The organism is Paractinoplanes abujensis (assembly GCF_014204895.1).
Taxonomy (GTDB): Bacteria; Actinomycetota; Actinomycetes; order Mycobacteriales; family Micromonosporaceae; genus Actinoplanes; species Actinoplanes abujensis.
The window spans coordinates 6,012,627-6,029,212 of the sequence record NZ_JACHMF010000001.1; the positions used below are offsets into that span (position 1 = coordinate 6,012,627).

At 66.2% G+C, this 16,586-nt stretch carries 26 protein-coding genes; 1 reads left to right on the forward strand and 25 read right to left on the reverse strand.

The features are described from left to right. Both BKA14_RS27405 and secY read right to left on the reverse strand, forming a co-directional pair. On the reverse strand, positions 1-654 hold the full coding sequence (locus BKA14_RS27405; RefSeq protein ID WP_030436520.1) for an adenylate kinase: 654 nt from the start codon (positions 652-654) through the stop codon (positions 1-3). 65 nt (positions 655-719) lie between these two features. After that, positions 720-2,066, reverse strand: a complete 1,347-nt coding sequence (gene secY, locus BKA14_RS27410) for a preprotein translocase subunit SecY (protein ID WP_184953712.1) — start codon at positions 2,064-2,066, stop codon at positions 720-722. A gap of 598 nt (positions 2,067-2,664) precedes the next feature. Here secY and BKA14_RS27415 point away from each other — a divergent pair. After that, positions 2,665-3,072: a hypothetical protein gene (locus BKA14_RS27415; protein ID WP_221477334.1), complete on the forward strand. Its 408-nt coding sequence runs from the start codon at positions 2,665-2,667 to the stop codon at positions 3,070-3,072. Positions 3,073-3,189: 117 nt separating this feature from the next. On the opposite strand, the gene rplO is transcribed toward BKA14_RS27415, so the two are convergent. From rplO to fusA, 23 genes are all read right to left on the reverse strand, one after another. After that, on the reverse strand, positions 3,190-3,639 hold the full coding sequence (gene rplO, locus BKA14_RS27420) for a 50S ribosomal protein L15 (protein WP_184953714.1): 450 nt from the start codon (positions 3,637-3,639) through the stop codon (positions 3,190-3,192). Further along, positions 3,639-3,821, reverse strand: coding sequence for a 50S ribosomal protein L30 (rpmD, locus tag BKA14_RS27425; protein WP_014687772.1), 183 nt, complete (start codon positions 3,819-3,821; stop codon positions 3,639-3,641). Before rpmD ends, rplO begins: the two co-directional genes overlap by 1 nt. Then, positions 3,821-4,444 (reverse strand): 30S ribosomal protein S5, encoded by a 624-nt coding sequence (rpsE, locus tag BKA14_RS27430; RefSeq protein ID WP_020513602.1) that lies wholly within the window; start codon positions 4,442-4,444, stop codon positions 3,821-3,823. The genes rpmD and rpsE overlap by 1 nt, the downstream gene beginning before the upstream one ends. Positions 4,445-4,457: 13 nt before the next feature. Next, positions 4,458-4,853, reverse strand: a complete 396-nt coding sequence (gene rplR, locus BKA14_RS27435; protein WP_438861909.1) for a 50S ribosomal protein L18 — start codon at positions 4,851-4,853, stop codon at positions 4,458-4,460. Further along, positions 4,850-5,389: a 50S ribosomal protein L6 gene (rplF, locus tag BKA14_RS27440; RefSeq protein WP_184953715.1), complete on the reverse strand. Its 540-nt coding sequence runs from the start codon at positions 5,387-5,389 to the stop codon at positions 4,850-4,852. Before rplF ends, rplR begins: the two co-directional genes overlap by 4 nt. Positions 5,390-5,406: 17 nt before the next feature. Further along, a complete protein-coding gene (gene rpsH / locus BKA14_RS27445; RefSeq protein WP_184953716.1) occupies positions 5,407-5,814 on the reverse strand; it encodes a 30S ribosomal protein S8 in 408 nt (135 codons plus the stop codon). A 72-nt stretch (positions 5,815-5,886) separates the two neighbouring features. Beyond that, positions 5,887-6,072: a type Z 30S ribosomal protein S14 gene (locus tag BKA14_RS27450; protein WP_014440734.1), complete on the reverse strand. Its 186-nt coding sequence runs from the start codon at positions 6,070-6,072 to the stop codon at positions 5,887-5,889. A 2-nt stretch (positions 6,073-6,074) separates the two neighbouring features. After that, positions 6,075-6,644, reverse strand: coding sequence for a 50S ribosomal protein L5 (gene rplE / locus BKA14_RS27455; RefSeq protein ID WP_184953717.1), 570 nt, complete (start codon positions 6,642-6,644; stop codon positions 6,075-6,077). Continuing rightward, positions 6,644-6,964, reverse strand: coding sequence for a 50S ribosomal protein L24 (gene rplX, locus BKA14_RS27460; protein ID WP_184956991.1), 321 nt, complete (start codon positions 6,962-6,964; stop codon positions 6,644-6,646). The genes rplE and rplX overlap by 1 nt, the downstream gene beginning before the upstream one ends. Continuing rightward, positions 6,961-7,329: a 50S ribosomal protein L14 gene (gene rplN, locus BKA14_RS27465; RefSeq protein WP_015619002.1), complete on the reverse strand. Its 369-nt coding sequence runs from the start codon at positions 7,327-7,329 to the stop codon at positions 6,961-6,963. The genes rplX and rplN overlap by 4 nt, the downstream gene beginning before the upstream one ends. A 93-nt stretch (positions 7,330-7,422) precedes the next feature. Beyond that, positions 7,423-7,698, reverse strand: coding sequence for a 30S ribosomal protein S17 (gene rpsQ, locus BKA14_RS27470; RefSeq protein ID WP_133873220.1), 276 nt, complete (start codon positions 7,696-7,698; stop codon positions 7,423-7,425). Then, the gene (gene rpmC, locus BKA14_RS27475; RefSeq protein ID WP_127499785.1) at positions 7,695-7,928 is read right to left on the reverse strand and encodes a 50S ribosomal protein L29; all 234 of its coding nucleotides are present in this window, start codon (positions 7,926-7,928) and stop codon (positions 7,695-7,697) included. Before rpmC ends, rpsQ begins: the two co-directional genes overlap by 4 nt. Next, positions 7,928-8,353, reverse strand: coding sequence for a 50S ribosomal protein L16 (rplP, locus tag BKA14_RS27480; protein ID WP_097322770.1), 426 nt, complete (start codon positions 8,351-8,353; stop codon positions 7,928-7,930). Before rplP ends, rpmC begins: the two co-directional genes overlap by 1 nt. Before the next feature lie 3 nt (positions 8,354-8,356). After that, positions 8,357-9,214 carry a 30S ribosomal protein S3 gene (rpsC, locus tag BKA14_RS27485; RefSeq protein WP_184953718.1) on the reverse strand — a complete coding sequence of 286 codons (858 nt, stop codon included), beginning with the start codon at positions 9,212-9,214 and terminating at the stop codon, positions 8,357-8,359. Then, positions 9,214-9,678, reverse strand: coding sequence for a 50S ribosomal protein L22 (gene rplV, locus BKA14_RS27490; RefSeq protein WP_184953719.1), 465 nt, complete (start codon positions 9,676-9,678; stop codon positions 9,214-9,216). Before rplV ends, rpsC begins: the two co-directional genes overlap by 1 nt. Positions 9,679-9,709: 31 nt before the next feature. Next, on the reverse strand, positions 9,710-9,991 hold the full coding sequence (rpsS, locus tag BKA14_RS27495; RefSeq protein WP_014440726.1) for a 30S ribosomal protein S19: 282 nt from the start codon (positions 9,989-9,991) through the stop codon (positions 9,710-9,712). A gap of 15 nt (positions 9,992-10,006) precedes the next feature. After that, positions 10,007-10,846, reverse strand: coding sequence for a 50S ribosomal protein L2 (rplB, locus tag BKA14_RS27500; RefSeq protein WP_097322774.1), 840 nt, complete (start codon positions 10,844-10,846; stop codon positions 10,007-10,009). Between the two features lie 12 nt (positions 10,847-10,858). Further along, on the reverse strand, positions 10,859-11,161 hold the full coding sequence (rplW, locus tag BKA14_RS27505) for a 50S ribosomal protein L23 (RefSeq protein WP_184953720.1): 303 nt from the start codon (positions 11,159-11,161) through the stop codon (positions 10,859-10,861). Further along, entirely contained in the window at positions 11,158-11,805 is a 648-nt protein-coding gene (rplD, locus tag BKA14_RS27510; RefSeq protein WP_184953721.1) for a 50S ribosomal protein L4, read from the reverse strand. Before rplD ends, rplW begins: the two co-directional genes overlap by 4 nt. After that, complete coding sequence (gene rplC / locus BKA14_RS27515; RefSeq protein ID WP_184953722.1) at positions 11,802-12,452, reverse strand: 50S ribosomal protein L3; 651 nt, start codon at positions 12,450-12,452, stop codon at positions 11,802-11,804. Before rplC ends, rplD begins: the two co-directional genes overlap by 4 nt. A gap of 13 nt (positions 12,453-12,465) precedes the next feature. Continuing rightward, entirely contained in the window at positions 12,466-12,774 is a 309-nt protein-coding gene (gene rpsJ, locus BKA14_RS27520) for a 30S ribosomal protein S10 (RefSeq protein WP_007073037.1), read from the reverse strand. A gap of 326 nt (positions 12,775-13,100) precedes the next feature. Beyond that, positions 13,101-14,294 (reverse strand): elongation factor Tu, encoded by a 1,194-nt coding sequence (gene tuf / locus BKA14_RS27525; protein WP_184953723.1) that lies wholly within the window; start codon positions 14,292-14,294, stop codon positions 13,101-13,103. A gap of 130 nt (positions 14,295-14,424) precedes the next feature. Next, the gene (gene fusA, locus BKA14_RS27530) at positions 14,425-16,521 is read right to left on the reverse strand and encodes an elongation factor G (RefSeq protein ID WP_184953724.1); all 2,097 of its coding nucleotides are present in this window, start codon (positions 16,519-16,521) and stop codon (positions 14,425-14,427) included. Positions 16,522-16,586: the final 65 nt, after the last annotated feature.

The following is a 16,586-nucleotide window of genomic DNA, read 5'->3' on the forward strand; positions in this document are numbered from 1 at the left end:
TCAGCCCCCGTACGACCGCAGGGCGTCGATGGCGCGCACCGTCACGTCCTCGACCGGTCCGGTCGCGTCGATCCCCACCAGCTTGCCCTGAGCGCCGTAGAAGTCGACCAGGGGTGCGGTCTTCTCCGCGTACTCCACCAGGCGATTGGCGATCGTCTCGGCCTTGTCGTCGTCCCGCTGGAACAGCTCCGACCCGCAGCGGTCGCAGATGTTCTCCTTGCTGGTCGGGTCGAACTCGACGTGCCAGATCTTGCCGCAGCCACGGCAGGTCCGCCGGCCCGAGAGCCGCCGGATGACCTCGTCGTCGTCGACCACGAGCTCCATGACCAGGTCGAGCGCGGTGCCCAGGTCGGCCAGCAGCTTGTCCAGCGCCGAGGCCTGCGGAACCGTCCGCGGGAAGCCGTCGAGCAGGAAGCCGTCACCGGCGTCCGGTTCGGCCAGCCGGTCCCGGACCATGTTGATGGTCACCTCGTCCGGAACCAGCTGCCCAGCATCCATGTAGCGCTTGGCCTCGACGCCCAGCGGCGTGCCCTGCGAGACGTTCGCCCGGAAGATGTCGCCGGTCGAGATCTTCGGTACGGCCAGATGGGCGGCGATGAACTCAGCCTGGGTCCCCTTGCCGGCCCCCGGAGGGCCCACCAGCACCAGCCGCACCTACATCGCCTCGCTTAGGTGAATTGAGATCCTCGACGCAAGAGCCCCCCGGCTCCGCGGCGCCACTACCGGAGGAACCCTTCGTAGTTGCGCTGCATGAGCTGGCTCTCGATCTGCTTCACCGTCTCCAGACCCACACCCACCATGATCAGCACTGCCGTACCACCGAACGGGAAGTTCTGGTACTGCTGCGCATTCAGCCAGATGAAGAAGAAGTTCGGCAGAACCGAGATCAGACCAAGGTACAACGCGCCCGGCAGCGTGATCCGGCTGAGGATGAAGTCCAGGTAGTCGGCGGTGGGCTTACCCGGACGGATGCCCGGCACGAATCCACCGTACTTCTTCATGTTGTCCGCGACCTCGGTCGGGTTGAACGTGATCGAGACGTAGAAGTAGGTGAAGAAGATGATCAGCAGGAAGTAGACGCCGATGTACAGCGCGCTCGTCGGGTCGGCGAGCCACTTCTGGATCCAGAGCTGGTAGCCCTTGAGGTTGTTCGGGTCGAAGAACTGCAGGTACAGCTGCGGCAGGTACAGCAGCGACGAGCCGAAGATGACCGGGACGACACCGGCCTGGTTGACCTTGAGCGGGATGTAGGTCGACGTGCCGCCGTACATCCGGCGGCCGATCATGCGCTTGGCGTACTGCACGGGGATGCGCCGCTGCGCCTGCTCGATGAAGACCACCAGCGCGATGATGACCAGAACCAGAACGATGACGAGCGAGAACTTGCCCCAGTTGGTCGACTCCTTGATCGTCCAGCCCTCACCGGGGAGGCGGGCGGCGATCGAGGTGAAGATCAGGACGGACATGCCGTTGCCGACGCCGCGGTCGGTGATCAGCTCGCCGAGCCACATCACCATGCCGGTGCCGGCGGTCATCGTCAGCACCAGGACCGAGAGCGTGAGCCACATCGGCAGCCCGGTGTTCTCCGGGATGATCTGCAGCGTGGCGTCGTTCTGGTCGCAGGCGTTGCCGAACAGCTGACCGGTCCGCGCCAGGGCCACGAACGCCGAGGACTGCAGGACCGCGAGGCCGAGCGTCAGGTACCGGGTGTACTGCGTGATCTTGGCCTGGCCGGACTGGCCTTCCTTGCGGAGCTGCTCGAGGCGGGGAATGACCACGGTCAGCAGCTGCAAGATGATGGAGGCCGTGATGTACGGCATGATGCCGAGGGCGAACACCGAGAGCTGCAGCAGCGCGCCACCTGAGAACAGGTTCAGCAGGTTGAGCACGCCGTTGCCGGCGTCCTGGGAGTTCACGATGTCGATGCACCGCTGCACGTTGGTGTAGGACACACCCGGGCTGGGCAAGGTGGCGCCAAGCCGGTACAGCGCGATGATGAAGATCGTGAACAGCAGTTTTTTGCGCAGGTCAGGCGTCCGGAACGCACTAGTAAAGGCGGAGAGCAACTTCTTCCTCCTGCGCGAGGTTACCGCCGCAATCGGCGGATGGGGGAAGGCATCGGTCCGGACGACCGATATCCCTAGCTGGGAACGGACTCTAACAGTCTTGCGGGAGCGCGGTGTGTCACGGTAGCCGTCACCGCGCGTAGGCATCGACCAGGCCCGTAAAAGACCAGGTCAGACGCCACAAAGGGGATGCTGCCCGAGCTTCGCGTTCGCAGCGCCGGGAAGACACCCCCACGAGCTTGCGACTAAGCACCAGAGGCACTCTCGTCGCACAAGCTACCAGCGGAGGAGTGTATCAGTTACGCCCCGCTCGGCAACCAGCAGCCCGCGCGACTGAGCGCGGGGACAAAAATTTTCCGGGGCCCGGAGCGGCGCTCCCTCCCCTGTTAACGACGATCAACCCGGAAGCGCACTGAACCGGCACACCCGCAGGATCCGCATTGGTTGTGAACATTGACATGGCCGAATTGCTTTGCAAAACAAGCTCATTCCGAATAGAAATGTGCACTCCCCATACGCATTGACCATCACTGAATGGCTGTGTTTGCCTTGGGCATCGGCGAACACGGGGTTGGCCGATGTTTACGGGAGGAATCAGATGCGTCACAGCATCAGGGCCGTTGCGGTCGTCGCAACCTTGGCCGCGTCCGGAATCGTATTCGCCAGCACTCCGGCCTCGGCCGACGCGCCGGTGGAAGCGTTCGCGTGTGCGATTTCCGTGACCGCTCCCCAGAAACTGGGCACCTCGACCATCCGGGTCACCGGGAATCGCAACACCGACTGCGGTACGGGTAACTCCACGCTGAACCTGCAGCGTCAGCAGATCCCGGGGTTCTGGGAAACGGTCGCCAGCCGCACGCTCAGCGGCGGCGGATTCGGCTCCCTGGACTTCAACTGCAACGGGCGGGGAACACAGACCTATCGCGGCCAGCAGGTGGCGCGTCAGGTCGGCGGAACGACCCTCGTCAAGAATTCGAGCAACGTCCGCATCACCTGCTCGGGCTGATTGCCGACGCCGGCTGACCGGTAACGGAAAGGGTGCCGCACGCGATCGCGTGCGGCACCCTTCGCCATTGCCAAAAAGGGCGACCCGATTTCTCAGGCCGCCCTTTTTCAAGAAAAACTACAGCTCGGTGACCGAACCACCGGCTGCGGCGATCTTCTCCTTGGCCGACTCGCTGAACGCGTGCGCCTTGATCGTCAGCGACACGCCGCCCAGCTCGCCCGAGCCGAGGACCTTGACGGGCTGGTTCTTGCGAACCGCGCCGGCCTCGAACAGCTCGTCCGGTCCGACCTCGCCGCCGTTCGGGAACAGCTCGGCGAGGCGGTCCAGGTTCACGACCTGGAAGACGACCTTGTTGCGGGGCCGGTTCTTGAGGCCCTTGAGCTTCGGCAGACGCATGTGGAGGGGCATCTGCCCACCCTCGAACGCCGCCGAGGTGTTCTTGCGGGCACCGGTGCCCTTGGTGCCGCGACCGGCGGTCTTGCCCTTGGAGCCCTCACCACGACCCACGCGGGTCTTGGGGGTCTTGGCTCCGGGCGCCGGACGCAGGTGGTGGACCTTGATCGCCATTACTCGACCTCCTCAACAGTCACGAGGTGGTTCACGGCGAAGATCATGCCCCGAATCTCGGGGCGGTCCTCCTTGACCACCACATCGTTGATCCGCTTCAGCCCGAGCGACCGCAGGGAGTCCCGCTGGTTCTGCTTGCGGCCGATCTCGGACCGGATCTGGGTGACCTTCAAACGGGCCATCAGTGCACCGCCGCTTCCGCACGCGCCGCCAGCATGGCCGCCGGCGCCACGTCCTCGACCGGCAGGCCACGGCGAGCCGCGACCTTCTCCGGCGACTCGAGGCCCTTCAGGGCCGCGACGGTCGCGTGCACGATGTTGATCGGGTTCGACGAACCCAGGCTCTTGGAGAGCACGTCGTGGATGCCCGCGCACTCCAGCACGGCACGCACCGGGCCACCGGCGATGACGCCGGTACCGGCGGAGGCCGGCTTGAGCAGCACGACGCCCGCGGCAGCCTCACCCGTGATCGGGTGCGGGATCGTGGCGCCGATCCGCGGAACCTTGAAGAAGTGCTTCTTGGCCTCCTCGACACCCTTGGCGATGGCCGCGGGCACCTCCTTGGCCTTTCCGTAGCCGATGCCGACGGTGCCGTCGCCGTCGCCCACGATCACCAGGGCGGTGAAGCTGAAGCGACGACCGCCCTTGACGACCTTGGCGACACGGTTGATCGCGACGACCCGCTCGAGATGCGGGGTCTTCTCGACGGGCGCGTTGCCGCGACCGCCCTCACGGCGGTTGTCCCGGCGGTTGCCACCCTCGGTGTTACCGCCGGACCCGCCGCCTCGGCGCTGCTGACCAGGCATTGGTCAATTCCTCCTAGAACTCGAGTCCGGCTTCGCGAGCGGCATCGGCCAGCGCGGCGATCCGCCCCGCGTACCGGTTGCCACCGCGGTCGAAGACGACCTTGGACACGCCTGCGGCCTTGGCCCGCTCGGCGAGGAGCGAGCCGACCTTGCCGGCCAGGGCGCTCTTGTCACCCTCGGTGCCCCGCAGGGACGTGTCGAGGGTAGAGGCCGAGGCCAGCGTGTGGCCCTTGAGGTCGTCGATGATCTGCGCGGTGATGTGCCGCGACGACCGGGTGACGACCAGACGGGGGCGCTCGGCGGTACCGCGAACGTTCCGACGGACCCGGAAGTGCCGACGCGCCTTTCCGACAGCCCGCTTGGCGGCGGCACCCGCGCCGTTGCGACGCTTGAGCAGCGTGGCGGTCACTTCTTACCTGCCTTTCCAGCCTTACGGCGGATGACCTCGCCCTGGTACTTGACGCCCTTGCCCTTGTAGGGCTCCGGCGGGCGGATCTTCCGGATGTTGGCGGCGACCTCGCCGACCAGCTGCTTGTCGATGCCCGCGACCGTGAACTGGGTCGGCTTCTCGACCGAGAACGTGATTCCGGCCGGCGGCACGACGTTGACCGGGTGCGAGAAGCCCAGGGCGAACTCGAGGTCCTTGCCCTTGGCCGTGACCCGGTAACCGGTGCCGTTGATCTCCAGCGTCTTCTTGTAGCCCTCGGTGACGCCGACGATCATGTTGGCGACCAGGGTACGGGAGAGGCCGTGGAGCTCCTTGGCCTTGCGCTCGTCATTGGGGCGGTTGACGTGCAGCTCGCCACCCTCCTGCTCGACCGTGATCGGCTCGGAGACGGTGTGCGACAGCTCGCCCTTGGGGCCCTTGACCTTGATGGTCTGGCCCGAGATGGTGACGTCGACGCCGGCCGGGACCGGGATCGACTTACGTCCGATTCGCGACATGGTTTCTCAGTCTCCAGTTACCAGACGAAGGCGAGGACTTCCCCGCCAACGCTCCGCTTGCGGGCCTGCCGGTCGGTCAGCAGCCCCTGGGACGTCGAAATGATCGCGACGCCCAGGCCGCCGAGCACGCGAGGGAGCTCGTCGGACTTGGCGTACACCCGGAGGCCGGGCTTGGAAACGCGCTTGATGCCGGCGAGGCTGCGCTCGCGATTCTGGCCGTACTTGAGCTCAACGACCAGACGCCGGCCGACGGCGCCTTCCTCGGGCTCCTCAGCCGTCCAGGAGGCGATGTAACCCTCAGCCTTGAGGACCTCGGCGATGTTCGCCTTGATCTTCGAGAAGGGCATGGTCACCTTGTCGTGGTACGCCTGGTTGGCGTTACGCAGACGCGTCAGCATGTCTGCGATCGGGTCCGTCATCGTCATGGGTGTTCGTCAACCTTTCTCGCCGGGGTTCCCACGTGGCGCAGGCCTACGGCGAAGCGGTGTTGCTATCGGTTACCAGGAAGCCTTGGACACGCCGGGGAGCTCACCGCGGTGAGCCATGTCCCGCACGCAAACCCGGCACAGACCGAACTTGCGGTAGACCGAATGCGGGCGTCCGCACTTCTGGCAGCGGGTGTAGGCACGCACGGCGAACTTCGGCTTCGCGGCCGCCTTGATGATCAGCGCCTTCTTAGCCATGCTCAGTTCTCCTTGAACGGGAAGCCCAGGAGCTTGAGCAGCGCCCGGCCCTCGTCGTCGGTCTTGGCGGTCGTGACCACCGTGATGTCCATGCCCCGCGGACGATCGATCCGGTCCTGGTCGATCTCGTGGAACACCGACTGCTCGGTCAGACCGAACGTGTAGTTGCCGTGGCCGTCGAGCTTGCGGCCGTCGAGGCCGCGGAAGTCGCGGATACGGGGCAGCGCGATCGAGAGCAGCCGGTCCAGGAACTCCCACATCCGGTCGCCGCGAAGGGTGACCTTCGCGCCGATCGGCATGCCCTCGCGCAGCTTGAACTGCGCGATGGACTTGGTCGCCCGGCGAACCAGCGGCTTCTGACCGGTGATGGTGGTCAGGTCACGGACCGCGCCGTCGATCAGCTTGGCGTCCCGCGCGGCCTCGCCGACACCCATGTTCACGACGACCTTGACCAGGCCGGGGATCTGCATGGGGTTGGCGTAGTTGTGCTGCTCCTTGAGTCCCGCAACAACCTCGTTGCGGTACTTCTCCTTGAGCCGGGGCAGCGTCTTGGTCTCGGTGGCGGCAGTCATCAGAGTTCCTTACCGGTCGTCCGAGCGATACGGACCTTGTTGCCGTTCTCGTCGACCTTGTATCCGATGCGCGTCGGCTTGCCCTGGTCGTCCACGATCTGCACATTCGAGATGTGAATCGCGGCTTCCTGGGTCACGATGCCACCGGTCTTCGAACCACGCTGGGTGGTGCGGATACGTTCGTGCTTCTTGACGCGGTTGACGCCCTCGACCAGGACCTTGTCCTGCCGCGGGTAGGCCGCGATGACCTTGCCCTTGGCACCCTTGTCCTTGCCGGCGATGACGACGACCGTGTCGCCCTTCTTGATCTTCACGGTCAGAGCACCTCCGGCGCCAGGCTGATGATCTTCATGAACCGCTTGTCGCGCAGCTCGCGCCCGACCGGGCCGAAGATGCGGGTACCGCGGGGGTCCCCGCCGTCCTTGATGATGACGGCGGCGTTCTCGTCGAAGCGGATGTACGAGCCGTCCGGACGACGCTTCTCCTTGGCGGTGCGGACGATGACCGCCTTGACGACGTCACCCTTCTTCACACCGGCGCCCGGAATGGCGTCCTTGACCGTGGCCACGATGACGTCGCCGATGCTCGCGTAACGGCGACCGGAGCCGCCGAGCACGCGGATGCACAGGATCTCCCGGGCACCCGTGTTGTCAGCGACGCGCAGTCGCGACTCCTGCTGAATCACGTCTGTCTCCTATGTCTGCCAGTTCTCCGGTCAGCGACCGAAGCTTGGCGGAACGATGGTGGGCCGGGCCGGCCGGAGCCGGCCCAGCCGCACTCACTTGGCCTTTTCGAGGATCTCCACGACACGCCACCGCTTGGTGGCCGACAGCGGACGGGTCTCCATCAGCAGAACCCGGTCGCCGACGCCGCACGCGTTCTGCTCGTCGTGCACCTTGAGCTTGCGGGTGCGACGCAGAACCTTGCCGTAGAGGGCGTGCTTGACACGGTCCTCGACCTCGACGACGACGGTCTTGTCCATCTTGTCGCTGACCACGAGACCCTCACGAACCTTGCGGTTCGCGCGGACCGTGGCCGTGCTCTCGTCACTCATGCTGTCACCTCATCCGGCGCAACCGAGAGCCCGAGCTCGCGTTCACGCATGATCGTGTAGATCTTCGCGATGTCCTTGCGGACCACCTGCAGCCGACGGTGATTGTCGAGCTGGCCGGTCGCGCCCTGCACGCGAAGGTTGAACAGCTCCGCCTTGGCCTCCCGCAGCCGCGAAACAAGCTCCTCGCCGGAGAGTTCGCGCAGCTCGGCTGCCTTAACGCCCGCTGCCATCAGCTTTCACCCACTTCGCGTGTCACGATGCGGCACTTCATCGGGAGCTTGTGGATCGCGCGGCGCATCGCCTCGCGCGCAATCGTCTCGTTCGGGAACGACATCTCGAAGAGGATGCGACCCGGCTTGACGTTCGCGACCCACCACTCGGGAGAACCCTTACCGGAACCCATGCGGGTTTCGGCCGGCTTCTTGGTCAGAGCGTTGTCGGGGAACACCGAGATCCAGACCTTGCCGCCACGCTTGATGTGACGGGTCATCGCGATACGGGCCGACTCGATCTGCCGGTTGGTCACGTACGCGGGCTCCAGCGCCTGGATACCGAACTCGCCGAAGACAACCCGGTTGCCGCCCTTGGACGCGCCGTGGCGGTCCGGGTGGTGCGGCTTGCGGAAGCCCTTCGGGGGCTTACGCGGCATCAGCATGTGTCAGCCCTCCTGCTGCGTATCGGCCAGCGCCGGACCCGCGGCAACCGCGGCGTCGTTCGTGTTCTCGCCGGTCGGGGTGTCCCCGGTCCGGGCCTGGGCGGCCGCGCGGCCGGCCTCGGTGCCACCCGCGGTCGTGCCGGACGAGCCGGAACGGCCACGGCGCGGACGCTCGGGACGGTCACCACGGTCGCGGCGCGGACGCGCGGGCGCCTCCTGCACGGCCTCGCGGCCGGGCACGGCGTCGCCCTTGTAGATCCAGACCTTCACACCGATGCGGCCGAACGTCGTACGGGCCTCGAAGAAGCCGTACTCGATGTTCGCGCGCAGCGTGTGCAGCGGAACGCGACCCTCACGGTAGAACTCCGTGCGGCTCATCTCCGCGCCGCCGAGACGACCGGAGACCTGCACCCGGATGCCCTTGCAGATCGGGTTCTTCATGGCCGACTGCATGGCCTTGCGCATCGCCCGGCGGAAGCTGACCCGGGAGGACAGCTGCTCGGCGACGCCCTGCGCCACCAGCTGAGCGTCCGACTCCGGGCTCTTCACCTCGAGGATGTTGAGCTGGACCTGCTTGCCGGTGAGCTTCTCGAGCTCGCCACGGATCCGGTCGGCCTCCGCGCCCTTGCGGCCGATGACGATGCCCGGCCGGGCGGTGTGGATGTCGACCCGGACCCGGTCACGGGTCCGCTCGATGTCCACCTTGGAGATGCCGGCGCGCTCGAGGCCCTTGGACATCATCCGGCGGATCTTGACGTCCTCGCCGATGTAGTCCTTGTAGAGCTTGTCCGCGAACCAGCGGCTCTTCCAGTCGGTGGAGATGCCGAGGCGGAATCCGGTGGGGTGAACTTTCTGGCCCATTACTCGGACTCCTCCGTGGTCTGGGTCTGGGCAGCCGGCTCCGCCTTCTTGGCCGGAGCGGCCTTCTTCGCCGCGGTGGCCTTCTTGGCCGGCCGGGCGACCTGGACCGCCTCAACGGCGATCGTGATGTGGCAGGTGCGCTTGCGGATCCGGTACGCCCGGCCCTGCGCCCGCGGCCGGAACCGCTTGAGCGTCGGACCCTCGTCCACGAACGCCTCGCTGACCAGGAGCGCGTCCGGGTCGAGCCGCTCGTTGTTCTCCGCGTTCGCGATAGCGCTCGCGAGCACCTTGTAAACCTGCTCGCTCGCGGCCTGCGGCGCGAACTGCAGGACCGTGAGAGCCTCCTTCGCGGGCAGACCGCGGACGAGGTTGATCACACGGCGAGCCTTGTTCGGCGAGATGCGGACGTGCTTCGCAACCGCCCGACTGCCCGGAAGAACCGGAGCGTCGTTCTTTGCTGGCATCGCTGTAACCCCTTTCTTATCCGTGGACTGACTAGCGCCGACGGCTCTTGCGGTCGTCCTTCTCGTGACCCTTGAACGTGCGGGTCAGAGCGAACTCGCCGAGCTTGTGACCGACCATGGCCTCGGTGATGAACACCGGGACGTGCTTGCGCCCGTCGTGCACGGCGATCGTGTGCCCGAGCATGTCGGGGATGATCGTCGAGCGCCGCGACCAGGTCTTGATGACGTTCTTGGAATTCTTCTCGTTCTGGACTTCCACCTTCTTGATCAGGTGGTCGTCGACGAACGGGCCCTTCTTCAGGCTGCGTGGCATCTTCTTCTACTCCCGTTACCCGCGCTTGCGGGTGGCGTAGCGGCGGCGAACGATCAGCTTGTCGCTCTCCTGGCCCTTGCGGCGGGTACGGCCCTCGGGCTTACCAGCCGGGTTGACCGGGTGGCGACCACCGGAGGTCTTACCCTCACCACCACCGTGCGGGTGGTCGATCGGGTTCATGGCGACACCGCGGACGGTCGGGCGCTTGCCCTTCCAGCGCATGCGGCCGGCCTTGCCCCAGTTGATGTTCGACTGTTCGGCATTGCCGATCTCGCCGACCGTCGCGCGGCAACGGATGTCGACCCGCCGGATCTCGCCGGAGGGCATACGCAGCGTGGCGTACGCGCCTTCACGGCCGAGCAGCTGGATGCCGACACCGGCCGAGCGGGCCAGCTTGGCGCCACCGCCGGGACGAAGCTCCACACCGTGGACCGTCGTACCGACCGGGATGTTGCGCAGGGGCAGGTTGTTCCCCGGCTTGATGTCCGCGCCCGGGCCGGACTCGACGCGGTCGCCCTGCTTCAGGTCCTTCGGCGCGAGGATGTAGCGCTTCTCGCCGTCGGCGTAGTGCAGCAGTGCGATGCGGGAGGTGCGGTTCGGGTCGTACTCGATGTGAGCGACCTTGGCCGGCACGCCGTCCTTGTCGACCCGCTTGAAGTCGATGAGCCGGTACTGCCGCTTGTGGCCGCCGCCCTGGTGCCGCGTGGTGATGCGGCCGTGGACGTTGCGACCACCCTTCTTGGGCAGCGGGACCAGCAGAGACTTCTCCGGGGTGGACCGGGTGAGCTCAGCGAAGTCGGCGACGCTCGAGCCGCGACGGCCCGGCGTGGTCGGCTTGTACTTACGGATAGCCATTGTTCAAACCCCTTAGCTGACCGGGCCGCCGAAGGCCTCGATGCGGTCACCGTCAGCCAGCTTGACCATCGCGCGCTTGGTCGCTTTGCGCTGCCCGAAGCCGGTCCGGGTGCGCTTGCGCTTGCCCTCGCGGTTCGCGGTGTTCACCGTCAGCACGCGGACGTTGAAGATCTGCTGGATCGCGATCTTGATCTCGGTCTTGTTCGCGTTCGGGTTGACCAGGAACGTGTACCAGTTCTGGTCGAGAACGCTGTAGCTCTTCTCCGACACGACCGGCTTGATGATGATGTCGCGCGGGTCGGCGATGGTGCTCACTTGTTCTCCCCCTCGGCGGTCGCCGGCACGCCCAGGAACTCGTCGAGCGCGTCCTTGGTGAAGACCACCTCGTCGGCCACCAGCACGTCGTACGTGTTGAGCTGACCGGCCTCGAGCAGGTGCACGGTCGCCTCGTTGCGCAGCGAGAGCCAGTTCAGCTCGTCGGTGCTGCTCAGCACGACCAGGACCTTGGTGGATTCGGTGGCCTTGCGCAGCGTGCTGATCGCGGCCTTGGTCGACGGCTTGTCGCCGCTGACGAACGCCTCGACCACGTGCACGCGGCCTTCGCGGGCCCGGTCGGACAGGGCGCCACGCAGGGCGGCGGCCTTCATCTTCTTGGGGGTCCGCTGGCTGTAGTCACGCGGCACGGGACCGTGCACGACGCCACCACCGGTGAACTGCGGCGCGCGGATCGAGCCCTGACGGGCGCGACCGGTGCCCTTCTGCTTGTACGGCTTCTTGCCGCCACCGGCGACCTCACCGCGGGTCTTGGCCTTGGCCGTGCCCTGGCGAGCCGCGGCCAGCTGGGCCACGACGACCTGGTGCATCAGCGGGATGTTGGCCTGGACGTCGAACACCGAGTCCGGCAGCTCGACCGAGCCGGCCTTGTTGCCCTCGACGTTGATCACGTCAACCGAGCTCACTTGGCACCGCCCTTCTTCGCCGCGGTGCGGACCAGAACAAGCGCGCCCTTGGGGCCGGGCACAGCGCCCTTGACCAGGATCAGGTTGTTCTCGACGTCCACCGCCTGCACGGTCAGGTTCTGCACGGTGAAGCGCTGGCTACCCATGCGACCGGCCATCCGGACACCCTTGAAGACGCGACCCGGGGTCGCGCAGGCGCCGATCGAGCCGGGCGAGCGGTGCTTGCGCTCGACACCGTGGCTGCTCTTGAGGCCGTGGAAGCCGTGACGCTTCATGACACCGGCGTAGCCCTTACCGCGGGTCTTACCGGTGACGTCGATCGGCGCACCGACCGCGAACGTGTCGACGGTGACTTCCTGGCCCAGCTCGTACTCACCGGCGTCGGTGGTGCGCAGCTCGACGACGTGGCGCCGCGGCGACACACCCGCCTTGGCAAAGTGACCGCCCTCGGGCTTGTTCACCTTGCGCGGGTCGATCGCGCCGTATGCCAGCTGGACGGCAGCGTAGCCATCCTTCTCATCTGTGCGGACCTGGGTCACGACGCAAGGGCCGGCCTGCACCACGGTCACCGGGACAACCTTGTTGTTGTCCCAGACCTGGGTCATGCCGAGCTTGGCGCCCAGGATCCCCTTAACTTGCCTGTCCATCAGTCGCAGATCCCTACAGCTTGATCTCGATGTCGACGCCAGCCGGCAGGTCGAGGCGCATGAGCGAGTCGACCGTCTTGGGAGTCGGGTCGATGATGTCGATCAGCCGCTTGTGCGTGCGCATCTCGAAGTGCTCGCGCGAGTCCTTGTACTTGTGCGGCGAGCGGATGACGCAGAAACGGTTGATCTCCGTGGGCAGCGGCACCGGGCCAGCAACCTGCGCCCCGGTACGCGTCACCGTCTCGACGATCTTCCGAGCCGAGGAGTCGACGACCTCGTGGTCATAGGCCTTGAGCCGGATGCGGATCTTCTGTCCCGCCATGGTGGCTTCTGTTTCCTTCTCTCGATGCCGCTACGTGCGAAAGCGGTGGCTCTCGCATGCCCGCAGGACCGTTGATCCTGCGTTGTCCGACCCCCGCGGTCGGGCGTGTCGCGTTGACTCTCAGAAACCTGCGCAGGGCAGCTCTCTAGATCGCGGGGATCTTGAGGTGTCTCCGGGCCTTCTCAGTCCCACGGGGCGGCTGTAAACACACCCCCAGACACCCGGCGAGGGTGGGCACCTGCCCAAGGCAGCTACCCACCCCGCTCGGACGCAACCTGACTAGTATGCCGGAAACTATCCGGCAATGCTAATCGGGGTCAGGGTCCTCAGACGTTGATCTTCGTGACCGTTCCGGCGCCGACGGTGCGGCCACCCTCGCGGATCGCGAACTTCAGGCCCTGCTCCATGGCGATCGGCTGGATCAGCTTGACCGACATGCTGGTGGAGTCGCCCGGCATGACCATCTCGGTGCCCTCGGGCAGCGTGACGACGCCGGTGACGTCCGTGGTGCGGAAGTAGAACTGCGGGCGGTAGTTCTGGAAGAACGGGGTGTGCCGGCCGCCCTCTTCCTTCGAGAGGATGTAGACCTGGCCCTCGAACTCCGTGTGGGGAGTCGTGGTGCCCGGCTTCACAACCACCATGCCGCGCTCGACGTCCTCGCGCTTGATGCCGCGGAGCAGCAGACCGACGTTCTCGCCGGCGCGGGCCTCGTCGAGCAGCTTGCGGAACATCTCGATGCCGGTGCAGACGGTCTTCGTCGACTTCTCGCGGATGCCGACGATCTCGACCTCCTCGTTCGGCTTGAGGATGCCACGCTCGGCGCGACCCGTGACCACGGTGCCACGACCGGTGATCGTGAAGACGTCCTCGATGGGCATGAGGAACGGCTTCTCGGTCTCACGCTCGGGCTGCGGGATCGCGGTGTCGACCGCGTTCATCAGCTCGAGGAGCTTGCCGGTCCACTCCTTGTCACCCTCGAGCGCCTTGAGCGCGGAGACCCGCACGACCGGCAGGTCGTCACCCGGGAACTCGTAGGTGCTGAGCAGCTCGCGGACCTCGAGCTCGACGAGCTCCAGAAGCTCCTCGTCGTCCACCATGTCGCTCTTGTTCAGGGCGACGACGATGTACGGAACGCCGACCTGGCGGGCCAGGAGCACGTGCTCCTTGGTCTGCGGCATCGGGCCGTCGGTCGCGGCGACCACCAGGATCGCGCCGTCCATCTGGGCGGCACCGGTGATCATGTTCTTGATGTAGTCAGCGTGGCCGGGGCAGTCCACGTGCGCGTAGTGACGCGCCGCGGTCTGGTACTCGACGTGCGCGATCGAGATCGTGATACCACGGGCCTTCTCTTCAGGCGCCTTGTCGATCTCGTCGAACGGGGTGTACGGGTTCAGGTCCGGGTATTCGTCGTGCAGGACCTTCGTGATGGCCGCAGTCAGCGTCGTCTTACCGTGGTCGATGTGACCAATGGTGCCGATGTTGACGTGCGGCTTAGTCCGCTCGAACTTCGCCTTCGCCACTGGTGTCCTCCTGTGGACTGTGGAATTACTTGCGCCCGGCACGCCCGATAAGGCGATGGGGACTCTGTCGACTGCTCGTGCGCGTGCGGCCCTCGACGGACCGCACGCGCCTCATCGATCAAGCGTGGTATCAGGCACCAGTCGCTTTGGCGATGATCTCCTTCGCGACGCCCTGCGGGACCTCGGCGTAGGAGTCGAACTGCATGCTGTAGCTTGCCCGGCCGGCCGTCTTCGACCGCAGGTCGCCGACGTAGCCGAACATCTCCGACAGCGGCACCAGTGCCTTGACGACGCGGGCGCCGGAGCGCTCCTCCATCGACTGAATGATGCCACGGCGGGAGTTGAGGTCGCCGATCACGTCGCCCATGTTGTCCTCGGGCGTGGTGACCTCGACGGACATCATCGGCTCGAGCAGCGCGGGGTCGGCCTTGCGGGCCGCCTCCTTCATCGCCATGGAGCCGGCGATCTTGAACGCCATCTCGGACGAGTCGACCTCGTGGTACTGACCGTCGACCAGCGTGAACTTGACGCCGACCAGCGGGTAGCCCGCGAGAACGCCGTACTGCAGGGAGTCCTGCGCGCCCGCGTCCACCGAGGGGATGAACTCCTTGGGGATGCGACCACCGGTCACGGCGTTGACGAACTCGTACGTGGGGCCGTCCGCCTCGAGCGTCAGCGGCTCGATGGTGACGACGACCTTCGCGTACTGACCGGAGCCACCGGTCTGCTTCTTGTGGACGAACGTGTACTTCTCCACGGTGCCGCGGATCGTCTCGCGGTAGGCCACCTGCGGCTTACCGATGTTCGCCTCGACGTTGAACTCGCGGCGCATGCGGTCCACCAGGATGTCCAGGTGGAGCTCGCCCATGCCGGCGATGATGGTCTGCCCGGTCTCCTCGTCGTTGAAGACGCGGAAGGTCGGGTCCTCCTCGGCCAGACGCTGGATCGCGGTGCCCAGCTTCTCCTGGTCCGACTTGGTCTTCGGCTCGATGGCGACCTGGATGACCGGCTCCGGGAAGGTCATCGACTCCAGGATGACCGGGTTGGCCGGGTCGCTGAGCGTGTCACCGGTGGTGGTCTGCTTGAGACCCTGGACGGCGATGATGTCGCCGGCCTGCGCGGTGGCGCGCTCCTCACGCTTGTTCGCGTGCATCTGGTAGATCTTGCCGATCCGCTCCTTGCGGTCCTTGGTGGAGTTGACCACCTGGGAGCCGGAGTCGAGCGTGCCGGAGTAGACCCGGACGTACGTGAGCTTGCCGAGGTGCTTGTCCGTCTGGATCTTGAACGCCAGGCCGGAGAACGGCTCGGAGTTCGACGGCTTGCGCTGCATCGGGGTCTCACCGTCGGTGGCGGTGCCCTCGATGGCCGGGATGTCCAGCGGCGACGGCAGGTAGTCGACCACGGCGTCGAGCATGGGCTGCACGCCCTTGTTCTTGAACGCCGAGCCGCACAGCACCGGGTTGGCCTTGCTGGCGATCGTGGCGCGCCGGATGGCGGCCTTGATCTCGTCCAGCGAGAGCTCCTCGCCCTCGAGGTACTTCTCCATGACCGCGTCGTCGACGTCGGCCAGGGTCTCGATCAGCTTCTCGCGCCACTCGTTCGCGGAGTCGACCAGGTCGGCCGGGATCTCCTCGATCGCGTAGTCCTCGCCCTTCTGGGTCTCGCCGCGCCAGGTGAGGGCGCGCATCTCGACCAGGTCGACGACGCCGATGTGGTCGCCCTCGAGCCCGATCGGGATCTGCAGAACCAGCGGGGTCGCGTTCAGCCGGTCGATCATCATCTGCACGCAGCGGAAGAAGTCGGCGCCGGTCCGGTCGAGCTTGTTGACGAAGCACATCCGGGGGACGTGGTACTTGTCCGCCTGGCGCCACACGTTCTCGGTCTGCGGCTCCACGCCGGCCACGCCGTCGTAGACCGCGACCGCGCCGTCCAGCACACGCAGCGACCGCTCGACCTCGACCGTGAAGTCGACGTGGCCGGGCGTGTCGATGATCTGGATCGTGTGGCCCTTCCACTCGCACTTGGTGGCGGCGGAAGTGATCGTGATACCGCGCTCCTGCTCCTGCTCCATCCAGTCCATGGTGGCGGCGCCATCGTGGACTTCACCGATCTTGTAGGTGATGCCGGTGTAGAAGAGGATTCGCTCAGTAGTCGTGGTCTTACCGGCATCGATGTGCGCCATGATGCCGATGTTGCGTACGTTGGCGAGCGCGTCTGCGGCGGCCACTTCAATCCCTACTTTTCTTCGTCGTCGTCTCTCGGACCGGTACGACTTGCGCTGTGGCCCGGCGG